At 60.7% G+C, this 16,914-nt stretch carries 13 protein-coding genes; 6 read left to right on the forward strand and 7 right to left on the reverse strand.

Annotated elements, in window-relative coordinates; all coding sequences use genetic code 11:
* Window positions 1–191 precede the first annotated feature (191 nt).
* The 3 genes from OQ460_RS23350 to ilvD all read left to right on the forward strand — a co-directional run bounded on the left by OQ460_RS23350 (window position 192) and on the right by ilvD (window position 4,769).
* On the forward strand, window positions 192–1,388 hold the full coding sequence (locus OQ460_RS23350) for a class I SAM-dependent rRNA methyltransferase (RefSeq protein WP_005792302.1): 1,197 nt from the start codon (window positions 192–194) through the stop codon (window positions 1,386–1,388).
* Between the two features lie 121 nt (window positions 1,389–1,509).
* Window positions 1,510–2,700: an MFS transporter gene (locus OQ460_RS23355; RefSeq protein WP_410019636.1), complete on the forward strand. Its 1,191-nt coding sequence runs from the start codon at window positions 1,510–1,512 to the stop codon at window positions 2,698–2,700.
* A gap of 227 nt (window positions 2,701–2,927) precedes the next feature.
* Complete coding sequence (ilvD, locus tag OQ460_RS23360; RefSeq protein WP_410019637.1) at window positions 2,928–4,769, forward strand: dihydroxy-acid dehydratase; 1,842 nt, start codon at window positions 2,928–2,930, stop codon at window positions 4,767–4,769.
* A 189-nt stretch (window positions 4,770–4,958) separates the two neighbouring features.
* Here the strand turns inward: ilvD and OQ460_RS23365 are convergent, their stop codons facing one another.
* Window positions 4,959–6,017 carry a haloacid dehalogenase-like hydrolase gene (locus OQ460_RS23365; protein WP_410019638.1) on the reverse strand — a complete coding sequence of 353 codons (1,059 nt, stop codon included), beginning with the start codon at window positions 6,015–6,017 and terminating at the stop codon, window positions 4,959–4,961.
* 243 nt (window positions 6,018–6,260) lie between these two features.
* Here OQ460_RS23365 and OQ460_RS23370 point away from each other — a divergent pair, with 243 nt between their 5' ends.
* The gene (locus OQ460_RS23370) at window positions 6,261–7,652 is read left to right on the forward strand and encodes an L-cystine transporter (protein WP_410019639.1); all 1,392 of its coding nucleotides are present in this window, start codon (window positions 6,261–6,263) and stop codon (window positions 7,650–7,652) included.
* Between the two features lie 32 nt (window positions 7,653–7,684).
* Here the strand turns inward: OQ460_RS23370 and OQ460_RS23375 are convergent, their stop codons facing one another.
* Window positions 7,685–8,203 (reverse strand): dihydrofolate reductase, encoded by a 519-nt coding sequence (locus OQ460_RS23375; protein ID WP_410019640.1) that lies wholly within the window; start codon window positions 8,201–8,203, stop codon window positions 7,685–7,687.
* Window positions 8,204–8,293: 90 nt separating this feature from the next.
* On the opposite strand from OQ460_RS23375, the gene OQ460_RS23380 reads away from it, so the two are divergent.
* Window positions 8,294–9,673, forward strand: a complete 1,380-nt coding sequence (locus tag OQ460_RS23380) for a DUF2868 domain-containing protein (RefSeq protein ID WP_410019641.1) — start codon at window positions 8,294–8,296, stop codon at window positions 9,671–9,673.
* Complete coding sequence (locus tag OQ460_RS23385) at window positions 9,666–11,039, forward strand: GTPase/DUF3482 domain-containing protein (protein WP_410019642.1); 1,374 nt, start codon at window positions 9,666–9,668, stop codon at window positions 11,037–11,039. Before OQ460_RS23380 ends, OQ460_RS23385 begins: the two co-directional genes overlap by 8 nt.
* On the opposite strand, the gene OQ460_RS23390 is transcribed toward OQ460_RS23385, so the two are convergent.
* The 5 genes from OQ460_RS23390 to OQ460_RS23410 all read right to left on the reverse strand — a co-directional run bounded on the left by OQ460_RS23390 (window position 11,036) and on the right by OQ460_RS23410 (window position 16,702).
* A complete protein-coding gene (locus OQ460_RS23390; protein WP_410019643.1) occupies window positions 11,036–11,590 on the reverse strand; it encodes a phosphonate degradation HD-domain oxygenase in 555 nt (184 codons plus the stop codon). The genes OQ460_RS23385 and OQ460_RS23390 overlap by 4 nt on opposite strands.
* Window positions 11,590–12,723 carry a TIGR03364 family FAD-dependent oxidoreductase gene (locus OQ460_RS23395; protein WP_410019644.1) on the reverse strand — a complete coding sequence of 378 codons (1,134 nt, stop codon included), beginning with the start codon at window positions 12,721–12,723 and terminating at the stop codon, window positions 11,590–11,592. The genes OQ460_RS23390 and OQ460_RS23395 overlap by 1 nt, the downstream gene beginning before the upstream one ends.
* Window positions 12,724–12,858: 135 nt before the next feature.
* Entirely contained in the window at window positions 12,859–13,884 is a 1,026-nt protein-coding gene (locus OQ460_RS23400) for a putative 2-aminoethylphosphonate ABC transporter substrate-binding protein (RefSeq protein WP_410019645.1), read from the reverse strand.
* A gap of 27 nt (window positions 13,885–13,911) precedes the next feature.
* Window positions 13,912–15,636: a putative 2-aminoethylphosphonate ABC transporter permease subunit gene (locus OQ460_RS23405; RefSeq protein ID WP_410019646.1), complete on the reverse strand. Its 1,725-nt coding sequence runs from the start codon at window positions 15,634–15,636 to the stop codon at window positions 13,912–13,914.
* Between the two features lies 1 nt (window position 15,637).
* Window positions 15,638–16,702: a putative 2-aminoethylphosphonate ABC transporter ATP-binding protein gene (locus tag OQ460_RS23410; RefSeq protein WP_410019647.1), complete on the reverse strand. Its 1,065-nt coding sequence runs from the start codon at window positions 16,700–16,702 to the stop codon at window positions 15,638–15,640.
* Window positions 16,703–16,914 lie beyond the last annotated feature (212 nt).

Below are 16,914 nucleotides of genomic sequence, written 5' to 3' on the forward strand. Positions count from 1 at the left end.
GGGCGCGATTCTAACCCTTATGAAGACTTGCTCGACACCCAAATGCAGAATTGAAACCGGCCTGAATAGGGAGCGGGCTTGCTCGCGAAAGCGGGTACCAGTCGGCGGACCAAATGCCTGGCACACCGCTTTCGCGAGCAAGCCCGCTCCCACACACGGTATACTCCCGCTCTTTTTTCCGGAGCGACGTCATGTCCCTGCCAAGCCTGCGTCTCAAAGCCAACGCCGATCGTCGTTTGCGCAACGGCCACCTGTGGGTCTACAGCAATGAAATCGACGTGGCCGCCACCCCACTTCACGGCTTCCAGGCAGGCGACCAGGCTATTCTGGAAGCGGCCGGCGGCAAGACCCTGGGCATCGTGGCAATGAGCCCGAACAACCTGATCTGCGCGCGCCTGCTGTCGCGTGACATCAAGTTGCCCCTGGACAAGTCGCTGCTGGTACACCGCCTGAACGTCGCCCTGTCCCTGCGCGACCGCCTGTTTGACAAGCCGTTCTACCGCCTGGTGTACGGCGATTCCGACCTGCTGCCAGGCCTGGTGGTCGACCGTTTCGGCGACATCCTGGTGGTGCAGATCGCCTCGGCGACCATGGAAGCCCATAAAGAAGACGTGATCGCGGCCCTGACCCAGGTGCTCAAGCCCAGCGGCATCCTGTTCAAGAACGATTCCGCAGCACGCGACGCCGAAGGCCTCAACCGCTACGTCGAGACCGTATTCGGCCTGGTGCCGGAATGGGTCGCACTGGAAGAAAACGGCGTGAAATTCGAAGCCCCGGTGATCCAGGGCCAGAAGACCGGCTGGTTCTACGACCACCGCATGAACCGCGCACGCCTGGCCCCGTATGCCAAAGGCAAGCGCGTGCTGGATCTGTACAGCTACATCGGCGGCTGGGGCGTGCAAGCGGCAGCTTTCGGCGCCAGTGAAGTGTTCTGCGTCGATGCTTCCGCTTTCGCCCTCGATGGCGTGGAACGCAACGCCGCGCTGAACGGCTTCGCTGAGAAGATGACTTGCATCGAAGGCGATGTGTTCGAAGCGCTCAAGGAATTGAAAGCCAGCGAAGAACGCTTCGACGTGATCGTCGCCGACCCACCGGCCTTTATCAAACGCAAGAAAGACATGAAAAACGGCGAAGGCGCCTATCGCCGCCTGAACGAGCAAGCCATGCGCCTGCTCAGCAAGGACGGCATCCTGGTCAGTGCCTCCTGCTCCATGCACCTGCCGGAAGACGACCTGCAGAACATCCTGTTGACCAGCGCCCGTCACCTGGACCGCAATATCCAGATGCTGGAGCGTGGTGGCCAGGGTCCTGATCATCCGGTGCACCCGGCGATTGTGGAGACGCGGTATATCAAGAGTATTACGTGCCGGTTGTTGCCCAATAGCTGATGACATCAGCGCCCTGTAGATTTCCCCTACAGGGCATTCGGCTGCTTCCTACTGCACCCACCGTTGACTTCCACGGCCATCGATCTGATCCTCAGCCCTCCTCACGGATCGAGTCCGGCTGATGCCCTGCATCACAAACACAGCAAAAAAATCATCTTTGATCCTGCTCCTGATGACGATGACGCTGCTCGCCGTCTTCCCCCTGGACGTGGTTTTACCCTCCTTCCCCGCACTCTCCGCGCATTTTCGTAGCACTCCTTCGGACATCGCCCAGTCCGTCAGCATTTTCGCTATCGGCCTGGCACTCTCATTACTGCTGATCGGGCCTTTGTCCGACATATTCGGTCGCAAGAAGCTGTTGCTGGGAGGTATTGCCTTGTCAGCAGTCGGCGCAACGGGCTGCCTGCTGACAGAGGATTTCGCCTGGTTTTTAGGCTTTCGCGTAGTCCAGGCCGTGGGGTGCGGGGCCTTTGCCTTGTCGCAGGCGCTGATCCAGGATCTGTTCGCTGGCCGGGAACTGGAGCGCATTCGGATCTGGATGACCACCGCTGGCGGAATTTTCATTTCCTGCTCGCCGTTGATGGGCACCTGGTTACAAATGTATGGGGGCTGGCAGGCCAGCTTTTACGTATTCATTGCCCTCGCGATTGTGGTCTGGTTCTGGTCCGCGCGTTTGCTGCACAACTCGCGCGGTAGTCACCGTTCATCACCAATACAGTTTTTCAGCGGGTATTGGTTGCTGTTTTCAGACAGGCGATTTGTAGGCTACTGGCTGATTTCCGCCTTGGCCTTTGCCTGTCACTTTTCGTTCATCGTGACGTCGCCGCTGATTTTCATGGAGCACCTTAAGCTCTCGGCCTACCAGTTTGCCTGGGCGTTACTGCTGTACGGCTTGGCTTATATAGCAGGAGGAATAGTTGCCAGCATTCTGCATCGCAAGATGGCAGGCGACCGTCAGATCAATACCGGCCTGTGGCTGATTGCCTTTTCAGGGGTCGTGATGCTTGGGCTGATGTGGCAGTTCGGCCTGTCCGCCGCCACGGTGCTGATACCGATGTTGATCTGCACCATCGGCACTACTATCTGCCGTCCCATCGCCAACTCCAGGGCGATGAGCCTTTATCCACAACTCGCCGGCACGGCGACCTCCGCCGGCAGCCTGCTGATTTTCATGTGCGGCGGCCTGATCAGCCTGGTAATTACTCTGGCAACCGACAACCTGAACATCGCCCTCGCGTTGTGCTTTTTGACTCTGAGTAGCATCGGCCTGGTGTTGAATGCACTGATCAAGGAGCAGCCACCTACACCGTGAGCGCTATCTTCGCGGTTACGACCATTCCCTCCAGCCGCCAGCGGTGTAGAATCGGACTATTCATCGCCAGTCATCCCCCGGCGGGTTTATGAGCTCGAGGCCCAAGCAAGCGGCGATCCCGCAATGCGAGTGGCAACTTCCGGACACACAGCCATTTTCTGAGTGCTCCAGAAGTCAATAGAAGCTCACTCCCCTTTGATTTCTGATTAGCCGCCCGGAGTGCTCCAATGCCTGATTACCGCTCGAAAACATCCACCCACGGCCGCAACATGGCCGGCGCGCGCGCACTGTGGCGTGCCACGGGGATGAAAGATGACGACTTCAAGAAGCCGATCATCGCGATTGCCAACTCGTTCACTCAGTTCGTACCCGGCCACGTCCACCTCAAGGACCTGGGCCAACTGGTCGCCCGCGAGATCGAACGTGCTGGCGGCGTAGCCAAGGAATTCAACACCATCGCAGTCGATGACGGTATCGCCATGGGCCATGACGGCATGCTGTATTCCCTGCCGAGCCGCGAGATCATCGCCGACTCCGTGGAGTACATGGTCAACGCCCACTGCGCCGACGCCATTGTATGCATCTCCAACTGCGACAAGATCACCCCCGGCATGCTGATGGCTGCCCTGCGCCTGAACATCCCGGTGATCTTCGTCTCCGGCGGCCCGATGGAAGCCGGCAAGACCAAGCTCGCCTCCCACGGCCTCGACCTGGTCGACGCCATGGTCATCGCCGCCGACTCCAGCGCGTCAGACGAGAAGGTCGCCGAATACGAGCGCAGCGCTTGCCCGACCTGCGGTTCGTGCTCCGGCATGTTCACGGCCAACTCGATGAACTGCCTGGTGGAAGCCCTGGGCCTGGCCTTGCCGGGCAACGGTTCGACCCTGGCCACCCACAGTGACCGCGAGCAGCTGTTCCTGCAGGCCGGTCGTACCATCGTCGAGCTGTGCAAGCGTTACTACACCGAGAACGATGAGTCGGTATTGCCGCGCAATATCGCCAACTTCAAGGCGTTCGAAAACGCCATGACCCTGGACATCGCCATGGGCGGTTCCACCAACACCATCCTGCACTTGCTGGCCGCTGCCCAGGAAGCCGAGATCGATTTCGACCTGCGCGACATCGACCGCCTGTCCCGCCACGTGCCGCAGCTGTGCAAGGTCGCGCCGAACATCCAGAAGTACCACATGGAAGACGTCCACCGCGCTGGCGGGATCTTCTCGATCCTCGGTTCGCTTGCCCGTGGCGGCCTGTTGCACACCGACCTGCCGACCGTGCACAGCAAGTCCCTGGCCGAAGGTATCGCCAAGTGGGACATCACCCAGACTGACGACGAAGCCGTGCACACCTTCTTCAAGGCAGGCCCGGCCGGCATCCCGACGCAGACGGCGTTCAGCCAGTCAACCCGTTGGGACACCCTGGACGACGACCGTGAAAACGGCTGTATCCGCAGCGTCGAGCACGCCTACTCGCAAGAAGGCGGCCTGGCCGTGCTGTACGGCAACATCGCCCTCGATGGCTGTGTGGTGAAAACCGCTGGCGTGGATGAATCGATCCATGTATTCGAAGGCCGCGCCAAGATCTACGAAAGCCAGGACAGCTCGGTTCGCGGCATCCTCGCCGACGAGGTCAAAGAAGGCGATATCGTGATCATCCGCTACGAAGGTCCGAAAGGCGGCCCGGGTATGCAGGAAATGCTCTACCCCACGTCCTACCTGAAATCCAAGGGCCTGGGCAAAGCCTGTGCGCTGCTGACCGATGGGCGTTTCTCTGGTGGCACCTCGGGCCTGTCCATCGGCCACGCTTCGCCAGAGGCCGCTGCAGGTGGCGCGATTGGCCTGGTGCAAGATGGCGACAAGGTACTGATCGACATTCCGAACCGCTCGATCAACCTGTTGATCAGTGACGAAGAGCTGGCGGCACGCCGGGTCGAGCAGGACAAGAAGGGCTGGAAACCGGTGGAGAAACGTCCGCGTAAAGTCACCACTGCGTTGAAAGCGTACGCGCTGTTGGCGACCAGTGCCGACAAAGGTGCGGTGCGTAACAAGGCCATGCTCGACGGCCTGTAAGCCCCGCCCATACAAATGCCCCGCCAAGTGCGGGGCATTTTTTTGCCTGCCAAAAACACCAGAACACCGAAGATCAAAATGTGGGGCGGCCTTGCTCGCGATGACTGTGTATCAGTCGAAATACATTTAGCTGATCCAGCATCATCGCGAGCAAGCCCGCTCCCACATTTGTTGATCGCGTTTAACCTGTTACTGGATTTCGTCAGGCTTGACGATCACCCAATTCTTGTCCGCCGTCACCGGCAAGCCTTCCTTGGCTTGCGCCGCCGCATGCTTGGCCATCATCCCGTTGAGCTGGGTCATGTACTTGTCCTTGCGGTTGATCCACAAGTGAATGCCACCCTTGGCCACGTCTACATCATGGAACAGCATGTAGCCGTCACTGGTCGGGGTGTCGCCGCCCACCAGCACCGGTTTTTTCCATTCATCGATGTAGGTGAGGATAGCCGCGTGTTTGCCCGCCATCCAAGTTGCCGGGGTCCATAGATAAGGCGTCAACTCCAGGCCAAGATTGGCTTTTTCATCGTACTTGCCGGCAGTGATTTGCTTGCGCGCGGTGGTCAGCTCGCCGGTCTTGCGATCCTTGAGCAGCAGGCTGACACCAATGACGTTCTGCGGCTTGACGTTGTAGCCGTACTTGGGATCAGACGCGACCATGCGCACCAGTTCCTCGGACGCGGCAGTCATTACATAGACGTCGATGCCGTTTTCCATCAGCTTGTTGAACAACTCTTTCTGGCCAGTGAAGATTTTCGGTGGCTGCACCTCCATGCTCTTCACCACGTCGCCTTCGTAGTAAGTGACCGGAACCGGCTTGCCGGACGCCATCAGCTCATCGACGTAGCCCTTGAGTTCCTTGAGGGTAAAGCCTGCAAACACCTGCGCAACCCATGGATAACAGACCATATCGTCCACTTCGCACAGGCGATAGTAGTAACTGAACAGGCTTTCCTTATGCTCGGCTGTGTCCTTGAAGGGCATCAGTTTTAGTGAAGGATCGAGACTGTCGCGGGTGATCAGGCCCTTGTTTTCCATGTAGGGCAGCAACGACTCTTCAAGGTCGAAGCGGTAGCTGGTGTTGTCCATGTCGAACACCGCGAAATTGCCCTTGTTGGCGTTGGCGGCGATCATTTCGTTCAGTTGCTTGGCGGCAGGTGCGGGCCAGTGTTTCAACTCGACAGCGGCCATGACCTGCGTAGCAAGCCCCAGACACAAAGCGGCGGCGAACAATCTCGGTACGAACTTCATCGGCGTTTTTCTCCCTGAGTAAAAGACCTCGACGCTAACAAATCCTCGTTAACAAACCCACCACAAGCACGACCACCTGCGTCGTGATCCCGTCACCGGCATACGCCTGCGCGTCACTTGCTTATTCCAAAAACGACAGTTGACATTCCATAAAGGTATTAAATCAATATATTTCAAACTGTTAGGCTTACCGGTTCGCGGTCGCACGCTCATGCGACTGGCAGTCCTCGACCTGGAGCTTCAATGAATCTGCCGCTGATTCTCAACTTGCTGGTGTTCCTCGCGCTATTGCTGGGCCTGGCGCAAACCCGCCGCACTAATTGGAGCCTGGCCAAAAAGGTCTTGTTCGCGCTGGTGCTGGGCGTAGCGTTCGGTGTGGCCCTGCACACTATCTACGGTGCCGGTCATCCGGTGCTCAAGGCGTCGATCAGTTGGTTCGACCTGGTAGGTATTGGTTATGTGCAATTGCTGCAGATGATCGTGATCCCGCTGGTGTTCGCCTCGATCCTCAGCGCCGTGGCGCGCCTGCACAATGCCTCGTCCCTGGGCAGAATCAGCTTCCTGACGATCGGCACGCTGCTGTTCACTACCGCCATTGCGGCGCTGATCGGTATCGGCCTGACCAACCTGTTCGGTCTCACCGCCGAGGGCCTGGTGGCCGGTACCCAGGAAATAGCGCGCCTGCAAGTGATCCAGAACGACTACGCGGGTAAGGTCGCCGACCTGAATGTGCCGCAACTGCTGCTGTCGTTCATCCCACAGAATCCGTTCGCCGACCTGGCACGGGCCAAGCCGACGTCGATCATCAGTGTGGTGATCTTTGCCGCATTCCTGGGAGTCGCTGCATTACAGCTGCTCAAGGATGACGTGGAAAAGGGCCAGAAAGTAATCAACGCCATCGACACCCTGCAAGCCTGGGTGATGCGCCTGGTACGCCTGGTCATGAAGCTGACACCGTATGGCGTTTTGGCGCTGATGACCAAGGTGGTGGCCGGCTCAAACCTGCAAGACATCATCAAGCTTGGCAGTTTCGTGGTGGTGTCCTATCTCGCTCTGGGGCTGATGTTTGTCGTCCACGGCCTGCTGCTGTCGCTGGCCGGGATCAACCCGCTGCGGTTTTTCCGCAAGGTGTGGCCGGTGCTGACCTTCGCCTTCACCAGCCGTTCCAGCGCAGCAAGCATCCCGCTGAGCATTGAAGCGCAAACCCGTCGTCTCGGTATTCCGCAGTCGATCGCAGGTTTTGCGGCCTCGTTCGGCGCCACCATCGGCCAGAACGGTTGTGCAGGCCTGTATCCGGCGATGCTGGCAGTGATGGTCGCACCCACCGTGGGCATCAATCCGCTGGACCCACTGTGGATCGCGACGCTGGTGGCGATTGTGACCTTGAGTTCGGCAGGCGTTGCCGGCGTGGGCGGCGGCGCGACATTTGCCGCGCTGATCGTGCTGCCGGCCATGGGCTTGCCAGTAGCACTGGTAGCGTTGCTGATTTCCGTGGAGCCGCTGATCGACATGGGTCGCACGGCGCTGAACGTGAATGGTTCGATGACGGCCGGGGCGATTACCAGCCAGATCATGCAGCAGACCGATAAAAAGCTGCTGGATGCTGATGAGCATGCGGAATTAGCGCAGGCCTGATAGCCGGGTCAACTGTAGGAGCCCGCTCGCTCCTACAGTTCGATTCTTTCCCATACTTCAAAGTCGTACGCCGGCTTATCCCCTTGCGCCGCATTCCCTACATTCGACACCAGCTTCCACTGGCTCCGATCAAACTCGGGAAACCACGCATCCCCGTCCGGGCTCAGCGCCACGCGCGTCAGATACAAGCGGTCCGCCTGTTCCAGCCCCTGGGCATACAATTGCGCACCGCCGATCAGCATCAGTTCATCTACGCCTTGTTCAAGCGCCCACGCTTCGGCTCGCGCCACTGCAGCCTCAAGGGAGGGGAAAACCTCAGCACCTTCGAGCTTCAGATCGGTCTGACGACTGACCACAATGTTCAAGCGTCCCGGCAACGGTCGACCCAGGGAGTCCCAAGTCTTGCGCCCCATGATGATCGGCTTGCCAAGGGTAGTGGCCTTGAAGTATTTGAAATCCCCCGGCAAATGCCAGGGCATGCTGTTGTCGACGCCGATCACGCGGTTTTCACCGAGGGCTGCGATCAGGCTTAAAGGGAGAGTTTTTTTCATGGCGACGAGAATACCAGACGCACGCCCGGCATACCCCAACCGCCTTCACAGCGGTTATGCTCCAACCTCACTTGTACAACAGGACGGCGCGTGACTGCACTGAACCCCCTGCAAAAACTCTGGCTGACGGAAGCCGTACGCCTGCGCGAAGAACATGCCGGCCCCCTGCAAGACCAGGAAGCCAATCGGCTGGCCCGCAGCAGTGGCGGCGACCTGTCGACACGCATTCAAAATCGCGCCCTGTGGCTGGCCGAGCGTGACGGTCTGACCGTTGCCCTACGGCACTGGCTGCAGGGCGCGCGCCTGGCGCTGATGATACTGGCGGTGCTGGCTGTCGTCAGTGGCGCCGGCCTGGCCTTTGCCGCGCTGGGCAATGGGTTGACGCCGGTCAACGTGTTCTGGGCGCTGGGCAGTTTGTTGGGCCTGAACCTGATCCTGTTGCTGAGCTGGGTCCTGGGCCTGCTGTTTGCCGCAGATCACAGTGCCAGCCTCGGGCGCCTATGGCTGTGGCTCAGTGAAAAGCTCGCCCGTGATGCCAAGGCCGCGCAACTGGCGCCGGCGCTGCTGCTGCTCTTGCAACGACAAAAACTCAATCGCTGGGCCGTTGGCGTACTGGTCAATGGCCTGTGGCTGCTGGCCCTGCTCAGCGCGTTGGTGATCCTGTTGACCTTGATGGCCACCCGGCGCTACGGCTTTGTCTGGGAGACCACCATCCTGGGCGCCGATACTTTCGTCAGCCTGACCCAGGCCCTCGGCGCCCTGCCCGCATTGCTTGGCTTCAGTGTGCCCACCGTCGAGATGATCCGCGCCAGCGGCGATTCGGCGCTGAATATCGAAAGTGCCCGCCAGACCTGGGCCGCGTGGCTGGTAGGCGTGTTGTTGATCTACGGCATCCTGCCTCGGCTGATCTTGGCCCTGCTGTGTCTGTGGCGCTGGAAAAGCGGACGCGCAGCCTTGCACCTGGACCTCAACTTGCCCGGCTACAGCCAGTTGCGCGAACCGTTGATGCCCAGCAGCGAGCGCCTCGGTGTCAACGATACCGCGCCCGAGCAGTTGCATCAGGTAACGGCTGGTATCAGCGACCTACACAGTGATGGCGCGCTGTTAGTGGGCATCGAACTGGACGACCAGCGCTCCTGGCCACCGAAACTGCCGCCCGGCGTCAAAGATGCCGGCATCCTCGACAGTCGCGAATCGCGCAACAAATTGCTGGAACAACTGAGCCGCTTCCCGCCTGCACGCCTGGCTATCGCCTGCGACCCACGGCGCTCGCCAGATCGCGGCAGCCTGGCACTGATCGGCGAACTGGCCCGCAGCGCCAGCGCAACACGGGTCTGGCTACTGCAGGCGCCACCGGGCCAGGCCCTGGATGCCGAGCGCTTGGGCGATTGGCACACAGCCTTGCAACAACTGGACGTGCCATTTGCCGATTGCGCGCCGCTGACTTGGCTGGAGACCGGTCATGACTAAACCCCTGAAGCTTGCCGTGGTCGGCCATACCAACGTCGGCAAGACCTCGCTGCTGCGCACCCTGACTCGCGACGTGGGGTTTGGCGAAGTGTCCCATCGCCCCAGCACCACCCGCCATGTAGAAGGCGCGCGCTTGTCGGTCGATGGCGAGGCCTTGCTGGAACTGTATGACACCCCGGGCCTGGAAGATGCCATCGCCCTGCTCGACTACCTAGAACGCCTGGACCGTCCCGGTGAACGTCTCGACGGCCCGGCCCGACTGGCGCGTTTTCTGGAAGGCAGTGAAGCCCGGCAACGCTTCGAACAGGAAGCCAAGGTGCTGCGCCAATTGCTCGTCTGCGACGCTGGACTGTATGTGATCGATGCAAGGGAGCCGGTGCTGGCCAAGTACCGCGACGAACTGCAAGTGCTGGCCAGTTGTGGCAAGCCCTTGCTGCCAGTCCTCAATTTTGTCAGCAGCACCGAACACCGTGAACCGCAATGGCGCCAAGCCCTGGCACGGCTTGGCCTGCACGCACTGGTGCGCTTTGACAGCGTCGCGCCGCCGGAAGACGGCGAGCGGCGGCTGTACGAAAGCCTGGCCTTGCTGCTGGAAACCTCGCGGGGGCAACTGGAGCGGCTGATTCTTGATCAGGAGGCCCAACGCCAGGCCCGCCAGCAAAGTGCCGCCCGCCTGATCGCCGAATTGCTGATCGACTGCGCCGCCTGCCGACGCAGCGTGGTCAGCGAAGCCGAGGTCGAACAGCAAGCCATCAGCGAACTGCGCAAGGCTGTGCGCCAGCGTGAACAACACTGTGTCGAAGCGCTGCTCAAGCTGTTCGGCTTCCGCCCGCAAGACGCCGCCGCCAGTGATTTGCCGCTGCTCGATGGGCGCTGGGGTGATGACCTGTTCAACCCCGAAACCCTCAAGCAACTCGGCGTACGCGTGGGCGGCGGAATTGCCGCAGGCGCAGCAGCCGGTGCCGGCGTGGATTTGCTGGTCGGTGGCCTGACACTTGGCGCCGCCGCATTGGCCGGCGCCATCGCCGGTGGCGCGCTGCAGACCGCACGCAGTTATGGCAGCCGTCTGTTGGGCAAGATCAAGGGCCAGCGCGAGCTGACCGTCGACGACAGCGTGCTGCGCCTGCTGGCCCTGCGTCAGCGGCAATTGCTCAAGGCCTTGAACCTGCGTGGCCACGCGGCCATGCACAGCATCAAAGTCGATACGCCGCAGGACAAGACCTGGCGCGAAGGCAAACTGCCGCAGGCCCTGAACAAAGCCCGGGCCCATCCACAATGGTCGTCCCTCAACCCTCACGCCAGGCTGAGTCAGGCCGAACGCCAGGAGCAGATCGAGGCTCTGGCCCAGCGCCTGGACGCCGACTAAGCCGCCAGCAGTTGCCGAGCCTTGGCCTTGAGCACGCCAAGGTCGAGCACCGGCACATGCATTTCCTTGGCTTGTTCATCCCAATGGCGCATGCGCAGGCTCACACCACAGAGCGGATCGCGCTCAAAAGCCTGTGCCTCTTCGGCGCTCATCACGCCGCCCTGGTAGGCCAGGGTTCGACGGCTGGCTTCACTCAGGCGGGCGTAGTAATCCGGCTGGCGAAAGGTCAGGTAACGCTTGGCCTGGACGTGGTATTCCACCAGCCTGGCCAAGCGCTCGCTGAAACCGGCACGACGCAGATAATCGGCGCCCAGGCGTTCATGGCTGACCACGCCGTAGCCGCCCATGTTTTCGCTGCCTTGCCCACAGAGATGCCCGATATCGTGGAAGAACGCCGCCAACACCACCTCGTCATCACAGCCCTCGGCCATGGCCAACTGCGCAGCCTGGGACATGTGCTCGAGCTGTGACACTGGCTCGCCGATGTAATCGGCAGCGCCATGTCGTTCATACAAGCCGAAGACTTCAGTGATCACCTGTTCCGGCTGCATTACCCATCTCCCCACAGTTCGGCAATATTACGTTCGGCCATTGCCGGCCCGACGCTCATGCCGACGCCAGTGTGCATCAACGCCGCATTCACGCCGGGTGCCGCCCGCAGGAAAGAAAACGGTCCCGGGCCACGAGAACCATAGACGCCTTGCCAGCGTTCCACGACCTGAATCTCACACCCCAGGGTCTGCTGCGCCAGTTCGATCATCCAGTTATCCACCTGTTCGCCATTGAAGGGCGAAGGATCGCTGCCGTAATGGTGGGAATCACCGATGATCAGCTCACCATACGGTGTAGGGCTGATCAGCAGGTGGATACCGTTTTCGTGCAAATGTGGCGACTCCCGCAGGATTTGCGCCTGCACCGGTGCCGCCTCCGGCAGATCGGCAAACGCGCCGTAATGCACACAGCTCAAGCCCGTCAGCAGTGCATGTTGCAGGTTCAGATCCAGCCTGGGTCGCGCGCGCAGCATTTGCAGGCGGCAGATTTGCAGGTCGAACTCGGCAAGCTGACCGGCCAGCAAGGTCTGGTAGTCATGACCGGAACAGACAATGATCTGCTTGCCGTGAAAGGTCCCGGCAGTGCTATGCAACTGGCCCGGCTCGACGTCGCGCACCAGCGTGGAAAAGTGAAACTCTACCTTGAGCTCGCTGCGCAGGTAGTTGATCAGCGCAGGCAGGGCTTCGCGCGAGTACAGTTGTTGATCGTCCAGGCCATGCAGCGCGGCCCGGTGATGGCGAAACTGGCCGCCGTACAGGTCTTGCATGGCCGCGCCCCGCAGCAGATTCACCCGATAGCCATACGCCTCGGCGCGACCGGCGCAAAAGGCTTCCAGTAGATGCTCTTCGGCTTCGGTACGGGCGAACAGATACGAGCCGTTGCGCTTGAGTTGCAAGCCCGCCAATTCGGACCAACGCCCCCAGATATCGCGGCTTTCCCGCGCCAGATCAAGCATAAGACCCGGCGGCTGGCCGGTGACCAGCGCTTGGCCGAAGTTACGCACCGAGGCGCCCAACGGCGTGGCGCTGCGCTCGAAAACCTTGACCTTGAGCCCACGCCTGGCAGCAGCGTAGGCGTGGGACAGGCCGAGGATACCGGCGCCGATGATCAGCAGATCACTGTGTTGTGTCATGGCGAAATTTTCCTGGATTCGAGACCGCTATCGCGAGCAAGCCCGCTCCCACACTTGACCGGGTTTCACCGTGGAAATGAGGTCAAATTTGGGAGCGGGCTTGCTCGCGATAGGGCCATCAGCCAAACAAATAACTTACTGGCCGGCCACCTTCTCCGACTTGCCATCATAGCGCTTGCGCCATTCTGCCAGGATGTTGTCGCGGTTTTTCGAGGCCCAGGCAAAGTCGTTCTTGATCAAGCGCTGCTCGTAGTCCGCCGGCAGTTCAGTCTGCGGCTTGGCAATCCCCGGCTGGGCCAGGACGGCGAAGTTCTCCTTGTACAGCTCCATTGCCGCGGGGCTGGCGGAGAAGTCGGCAAGTTTTTTCGCCGCGTCTTCATGGGCCGTGCCTTTGATCACCGCCGTGGCTTCGATATCCCAGCCCAGGCCTTCCTTGGGCAACACGATATCCAGTGGTGCGCCCTGGCGCTTCAACTGCACGGCCGGGTATTCAAAGGAAATGCCGATCGGAAACTCACCGGATGCCGCCAACTTGCACGGTTTGGAACCGGAATGCACGTACTGGCCGATGTTCTGGTGCAAGTCATCCATGTACTGCCAGCCCTGCTTCTCACCGAAAGTCTGCAACCAGGCGCTGACATCCAGGAAGCCTGTGCCGGATGAAGCCGGGTTAGGCATGACGATCTTGCCCTTGTATTCGGGCTTGGTCAGGTCCTGCCAGCTGATTGGCTTGCTCAGGCCCTGTTTTTCGGCTTCGACAGTGTTGAAGCAGATAGTCGCCGCCCACACATCCATGCCGACCCAGGCGGGAGGGTTGGCGGCGTCACGGTAGTTCGCGCCAATCTTGTCCAGGTCTTTGGGCGCGTAGTTTTGCAACATGCCCTGCTGGTCGAGGATTGCCAGGCTGGAAGCCGCCAGTCCCCACACGGCGTCAGCTTGCGGGCGGGCTTTTTCGGCCAGCAGCTTGGCAGTGATGATCCCGGTGGAGTCGCGCACCCATTTGATCTCTACGTCCGGGTTGGCCGCTTCGAAGGCTTTTTTGTAGGTCTTCAATTGCTCGGCTTCGAGAGCCGTGTACACGGTCAGCTCGGTTTTTGCGGCAACGGCATTCAGGCTGAACGCGGTGAGCACAGCAGCGGCTAACGCCAGGGGCTTGAACATGGTGCGTTTCCTTATATGAGGACAGATTTACTGGCCAGGCGCGGTTTGGCGCCAAGCCTGGGAGCGGCGCAACAAACCGCGTGAGGTCCACGCCAGCAGCAGTGAAACGCCTGCCGAAGTGAACAGGATCAGGGTGGACATGGCCGCCGCGCCGCCGACGTTGCCGGCGTCATCCATGTTCAGGACCGCCACGGCCGCAAGGATGGTGTCGGGGCTGTAGAGAAAGATCGCGGCCGAGACAGTGGTCATCCCGGACACGAACAGGTAGCGGACAATATCCAACAGGGCTGGCAGGCAGATCGGCACCGTGACCCGCAGGTAATGGCGATACAGCGGCGCCTTGAGGGACAGCGCGGCGGCTTCGAACTCGGCATCCAGTTGGCGCAGGGCCGTGGTGGCAGTCATTTGCGCAGTGGTCAAATAGTGAGCAATGGTGCACACCACCAGCAATGTCATGGTTCCGTAAAACACGTGCAACGGGTTGCCGTTGAGGTTGAAAAAGAACACGTACCCCAGGCCCAGGACCAGGCCCGGCACCGCCATGGGTACGAAACTGAGCATGCGCAACGCCAAATTCAGGCCGCGCTGGCCACGGGTTTTTTCCATCAGGTAGGCACCGGTAAAAATCAGCGCGCTGCCGATCAACGCGGTACACAAGGCCATGGTCAGGCTGTTGCGATAGGCCAGCCAGCCGCCGCCCGCGGTGTCATTGAACTGGTAGTGATTGAGCGACAGCGACAGGTTGTACGGCCAGAACTTCACCAGCGATGAATACACCGCCATGCCGAACACCAGCAGCAGTACGGCACAGATCAGTAAAACAATCGCCAGATAACAACCATCGCGCAACCGCGACGGTGCTGGCTGGAATACTTGGGCGCGACCACTCATGGAGTCGCCGTGACGGCGGCGCAGCCACGCATCGACAGCAAAACTGAACAGCGCCGGCACCAGGAGCACCATGCCGATCAAGGCGCCGCGCCCGAACTGCTGCTGGCCGACCACAGCCTTATAGGCCTCCAATGCCAACACCTGATAATCACCACCCACCACCACGGGCACGCCGAAGTCGGTAATGGTCAGGGTAAATACCAGGCAAAAGGCGGCGAACACCGCCTGGCGCGTCGCCGGCCAGGTAATGCTGCGAAACGCACGGGCGGGGCTGGCGCCCATGCTTGAGGCCGCATCGAACAATCGCGCATCCGCCAGGGACAACGCCGACAGCAGAATCATCAGCGCATGGGGAAAGGTGTAGATCACCTCTCCCAGGACAATGCCCCAGAAGCCGTAGATATTCTCCGACAGCAAGCCGCGCAACATGCCCTGATTACCAAACAGATACACCAGGGCAATGCCCGGCAGCATCGACGGCGCCATCAACGGCAGCAATGACAACCCGCGCCAGACGGCTTTACCGGGAATCAGTGTGCGCTGCAAAGCGTAGGCAAACAGGTAGGCCAAGGGCACCACAATACAGGCCACACTGAGGGAAACCTTGAGGCTATTGCCCAGCAACCAGTGGAAGTTTGCGCTGGTGACCAACTCACGTGCCGCGACCCATCCGCCACCCTGCCCTGCCTCAGAGCTGAATCCGCGCCAGAAGATCGCCAACAGCGGCATTAGCACGGCAACGCCCAACAGGCACAACAACAGCAGCTTGCCGCCGAGGACGAAAACGCGGTCGCCGATTTCGGCGCGGGAAACCTGACGGGGCACGGGTTCGGGTAGCGGCAGGCTCATGTCGACGGCCATCTCAGGCAAACACCTGCAGGCTGCGGGGTGGCAGCGCGACCCAAATGTCCTGGGCACCCAGGCGCGGCATGGCTTCGGGCGCCAGTTCGGCCAGCAATGGATGGCCGGGCAACTGGTCCAGCTCAAAGCTCATGCGGCAGCGATTACCGAGGAAGGTGATTTCGCGGACCTTGGCCGGGAACAGATTTTCCTCATGCACCGGCGGATTGACGCTGATGGCTTCCGGGCGGCAAAACAGACGGCCCGACGCGGCTTTGCCGCAATCATCGGCCAAGCGCACATTCATCCCGCCGACCTGGGCATGGCTGGCACTGCTGCGGCTGAAAGGCAACCAATTGCCCTGGCCGACAAACTCGGCCACGAACGGTGTGGCGGGACGGTCGTAGATTTCCTGGGGCGTGGCGTACTGCTCGACCTTGCCGTTATTCATCACGGCGATGCGATCAGCCATCAGCATGGCCTCGTCCTGGTTGTGGGTGACCATCAGCGTGGTGATGCCCAGGCGACGTTGCAGTTGGCGCAACTCGGTACACAAATGTTCGCGAACCCGAGCGTCGAGGGCCGACATCGGTTCATCCAGCAGCAAAAGTGACGGTGCCGGTGCCAGGGCACGCGCCAGGGCGACCCGCTGTTGCTGACCACCGGACAATTGGCCAGGGTATTTCTTTTCGCTGCCGATCAGGCCCACCAGCTCCAGCATCTGCGCTACGCGCTTGCGCACTTCATCGCGACCGCTGCCGGCCAGGCCGTAGCCGATGTTCGCTTCAACGGTGAGATTGGGAAACAACGCGTAGGACTGGAACAGAATGCCGTAGTCCCGAGCCTGGGGTGCCAGCAGCGAAACATCCCGGTCGCCCAGGTACAACTCGCCGCTGTCCTGGCGCTCGAGCCCGGCGATACAGCGCAACAAGGTGGTCTTGCCGCAACCCGATGGGCCAAGCAGGCACACCAGTTCGCCGGCGGCGACGTCCAGGGACACATGGTCCAGCGCAGTAAAGGCGCCGAAACGCTTCTGGATACCACGCACCTTCATCGGTGCGCCGGGGTTGGTCAGGGCTGTGTTCATGGTGGCACCTCATCGAACTGATGAAGGCCATGCTAGGCCGGCAATGCGTCCCTGTTGTGGCAGAAAGGCAAAACCTGGCGATAGTGGTATTGGTGAATTTGGGTAGGGCCATAAGGAGCTGGTGACTGATCTGGCGCCATCGCGAGCAAGCCAGCACACACATCTGAATATATTCACAGATCCAAATGTGGGAGCAGGCTTGCTCGCGATGG

This window comes from Pseudomonas imrae (assembly GCF_046352735.2).
Taxonomy (GTDB): Bacteria; Pseudomonadota; Gammaproteobacteria; order Pseudomonadales; family Pseudomonadaceae; genus Aquipseudomonas; species Aquipseudomonas imrae.

Excerpts from the sequence above, each read along its gene's own strand:
- OQ460_RS23350 (WP_005792302.1), top strand. The coding sequence starts at position 192 with ATGTCCCTGCCAAGCCTGCGTCTCAAAGCCAACGCCGATCGTCGTTTG.
- OQ460_RS23355 (WP_410019636.1), top strand. The coding sequence starts at position 1,510 with ATGCCCTGCATCACAAACACAGCAAAAAAATCATCTTTGATCCTGCTC.
- ilvD (WP_410019637.1), top strand. The coding sequence starts at position 2,928 with ATGCCTGATTACCGCTCGAAAACATCCACCCACGGCCGCAACATGGCC.
- OQ460_RS23365 (WP_410019638.1), bottom strand. The coding sequence starts at position 6,017 with ATGAAGTTCGTACCGAGATTGTTCGCCGCCGCTTTGTGTCTGGGGCTT.
- OQ460_RS23370 (WP_410019639.1), top strand. The coding sequence starts at position 6,261 with ATGAATCTGCCGCTGATTCTCAACTTGCTGGTGTTCCTCGCGCTATTG.
- OQ460_RS23375 (WP_410019640.1), bottom strand. The coding sequence starts at position 8,203 with ATGAAAAAAACTCTCCCTTTAAGCCTGATCGCAGCCCTCGGTGAAAAC.
- OQ460_RS23385 (WP_410019642.1), top strand. The coding sequence starts at position 9,666 with ATGACTAAACCCCTGAAGCTTGCCGTGGTCGGCCATACCAACGTCGGC.
- OQ460_RS23390 (WP_410019643.1), bottom strand. The coding sequence starts at position 11,590 with ATGCAGCCGGAACAGGTGATCACTGAAGTCTTCGGCTTGTATGAACGA.
- OQ460_RS23395 (WP_410019644.1), bottom strand. The coding sequence starts at position 12,723 with ATGACACAACACAGTGATCTGCTGATCATCGGCGCCGGTATCCTCGGC.
- OQ460_RS23400 (WP_410019645.1), bottom strand. The coding sequence starts at position 13,884 with ATGTTCAAGCCCCTGGCGTTAGCCGCTGCTGTGCTCACCGCGTTCAGC.
- OQ460_RS23405 (WP_410019646.1), bottom strand. The coding sequence starts at position 15,636 with ATGGCCGTCGACATGAGCCTGCCGCTACCCGAACCCGTGCCCCGTCAG.
- OQ460_RS23410 (WP_410019647.1), bottom strand. The coding sequence starts at position 16,702 with ATGAACACAGCCCTGACCAACCCCGGCGCACCGATGAAGGTGCGTGGT.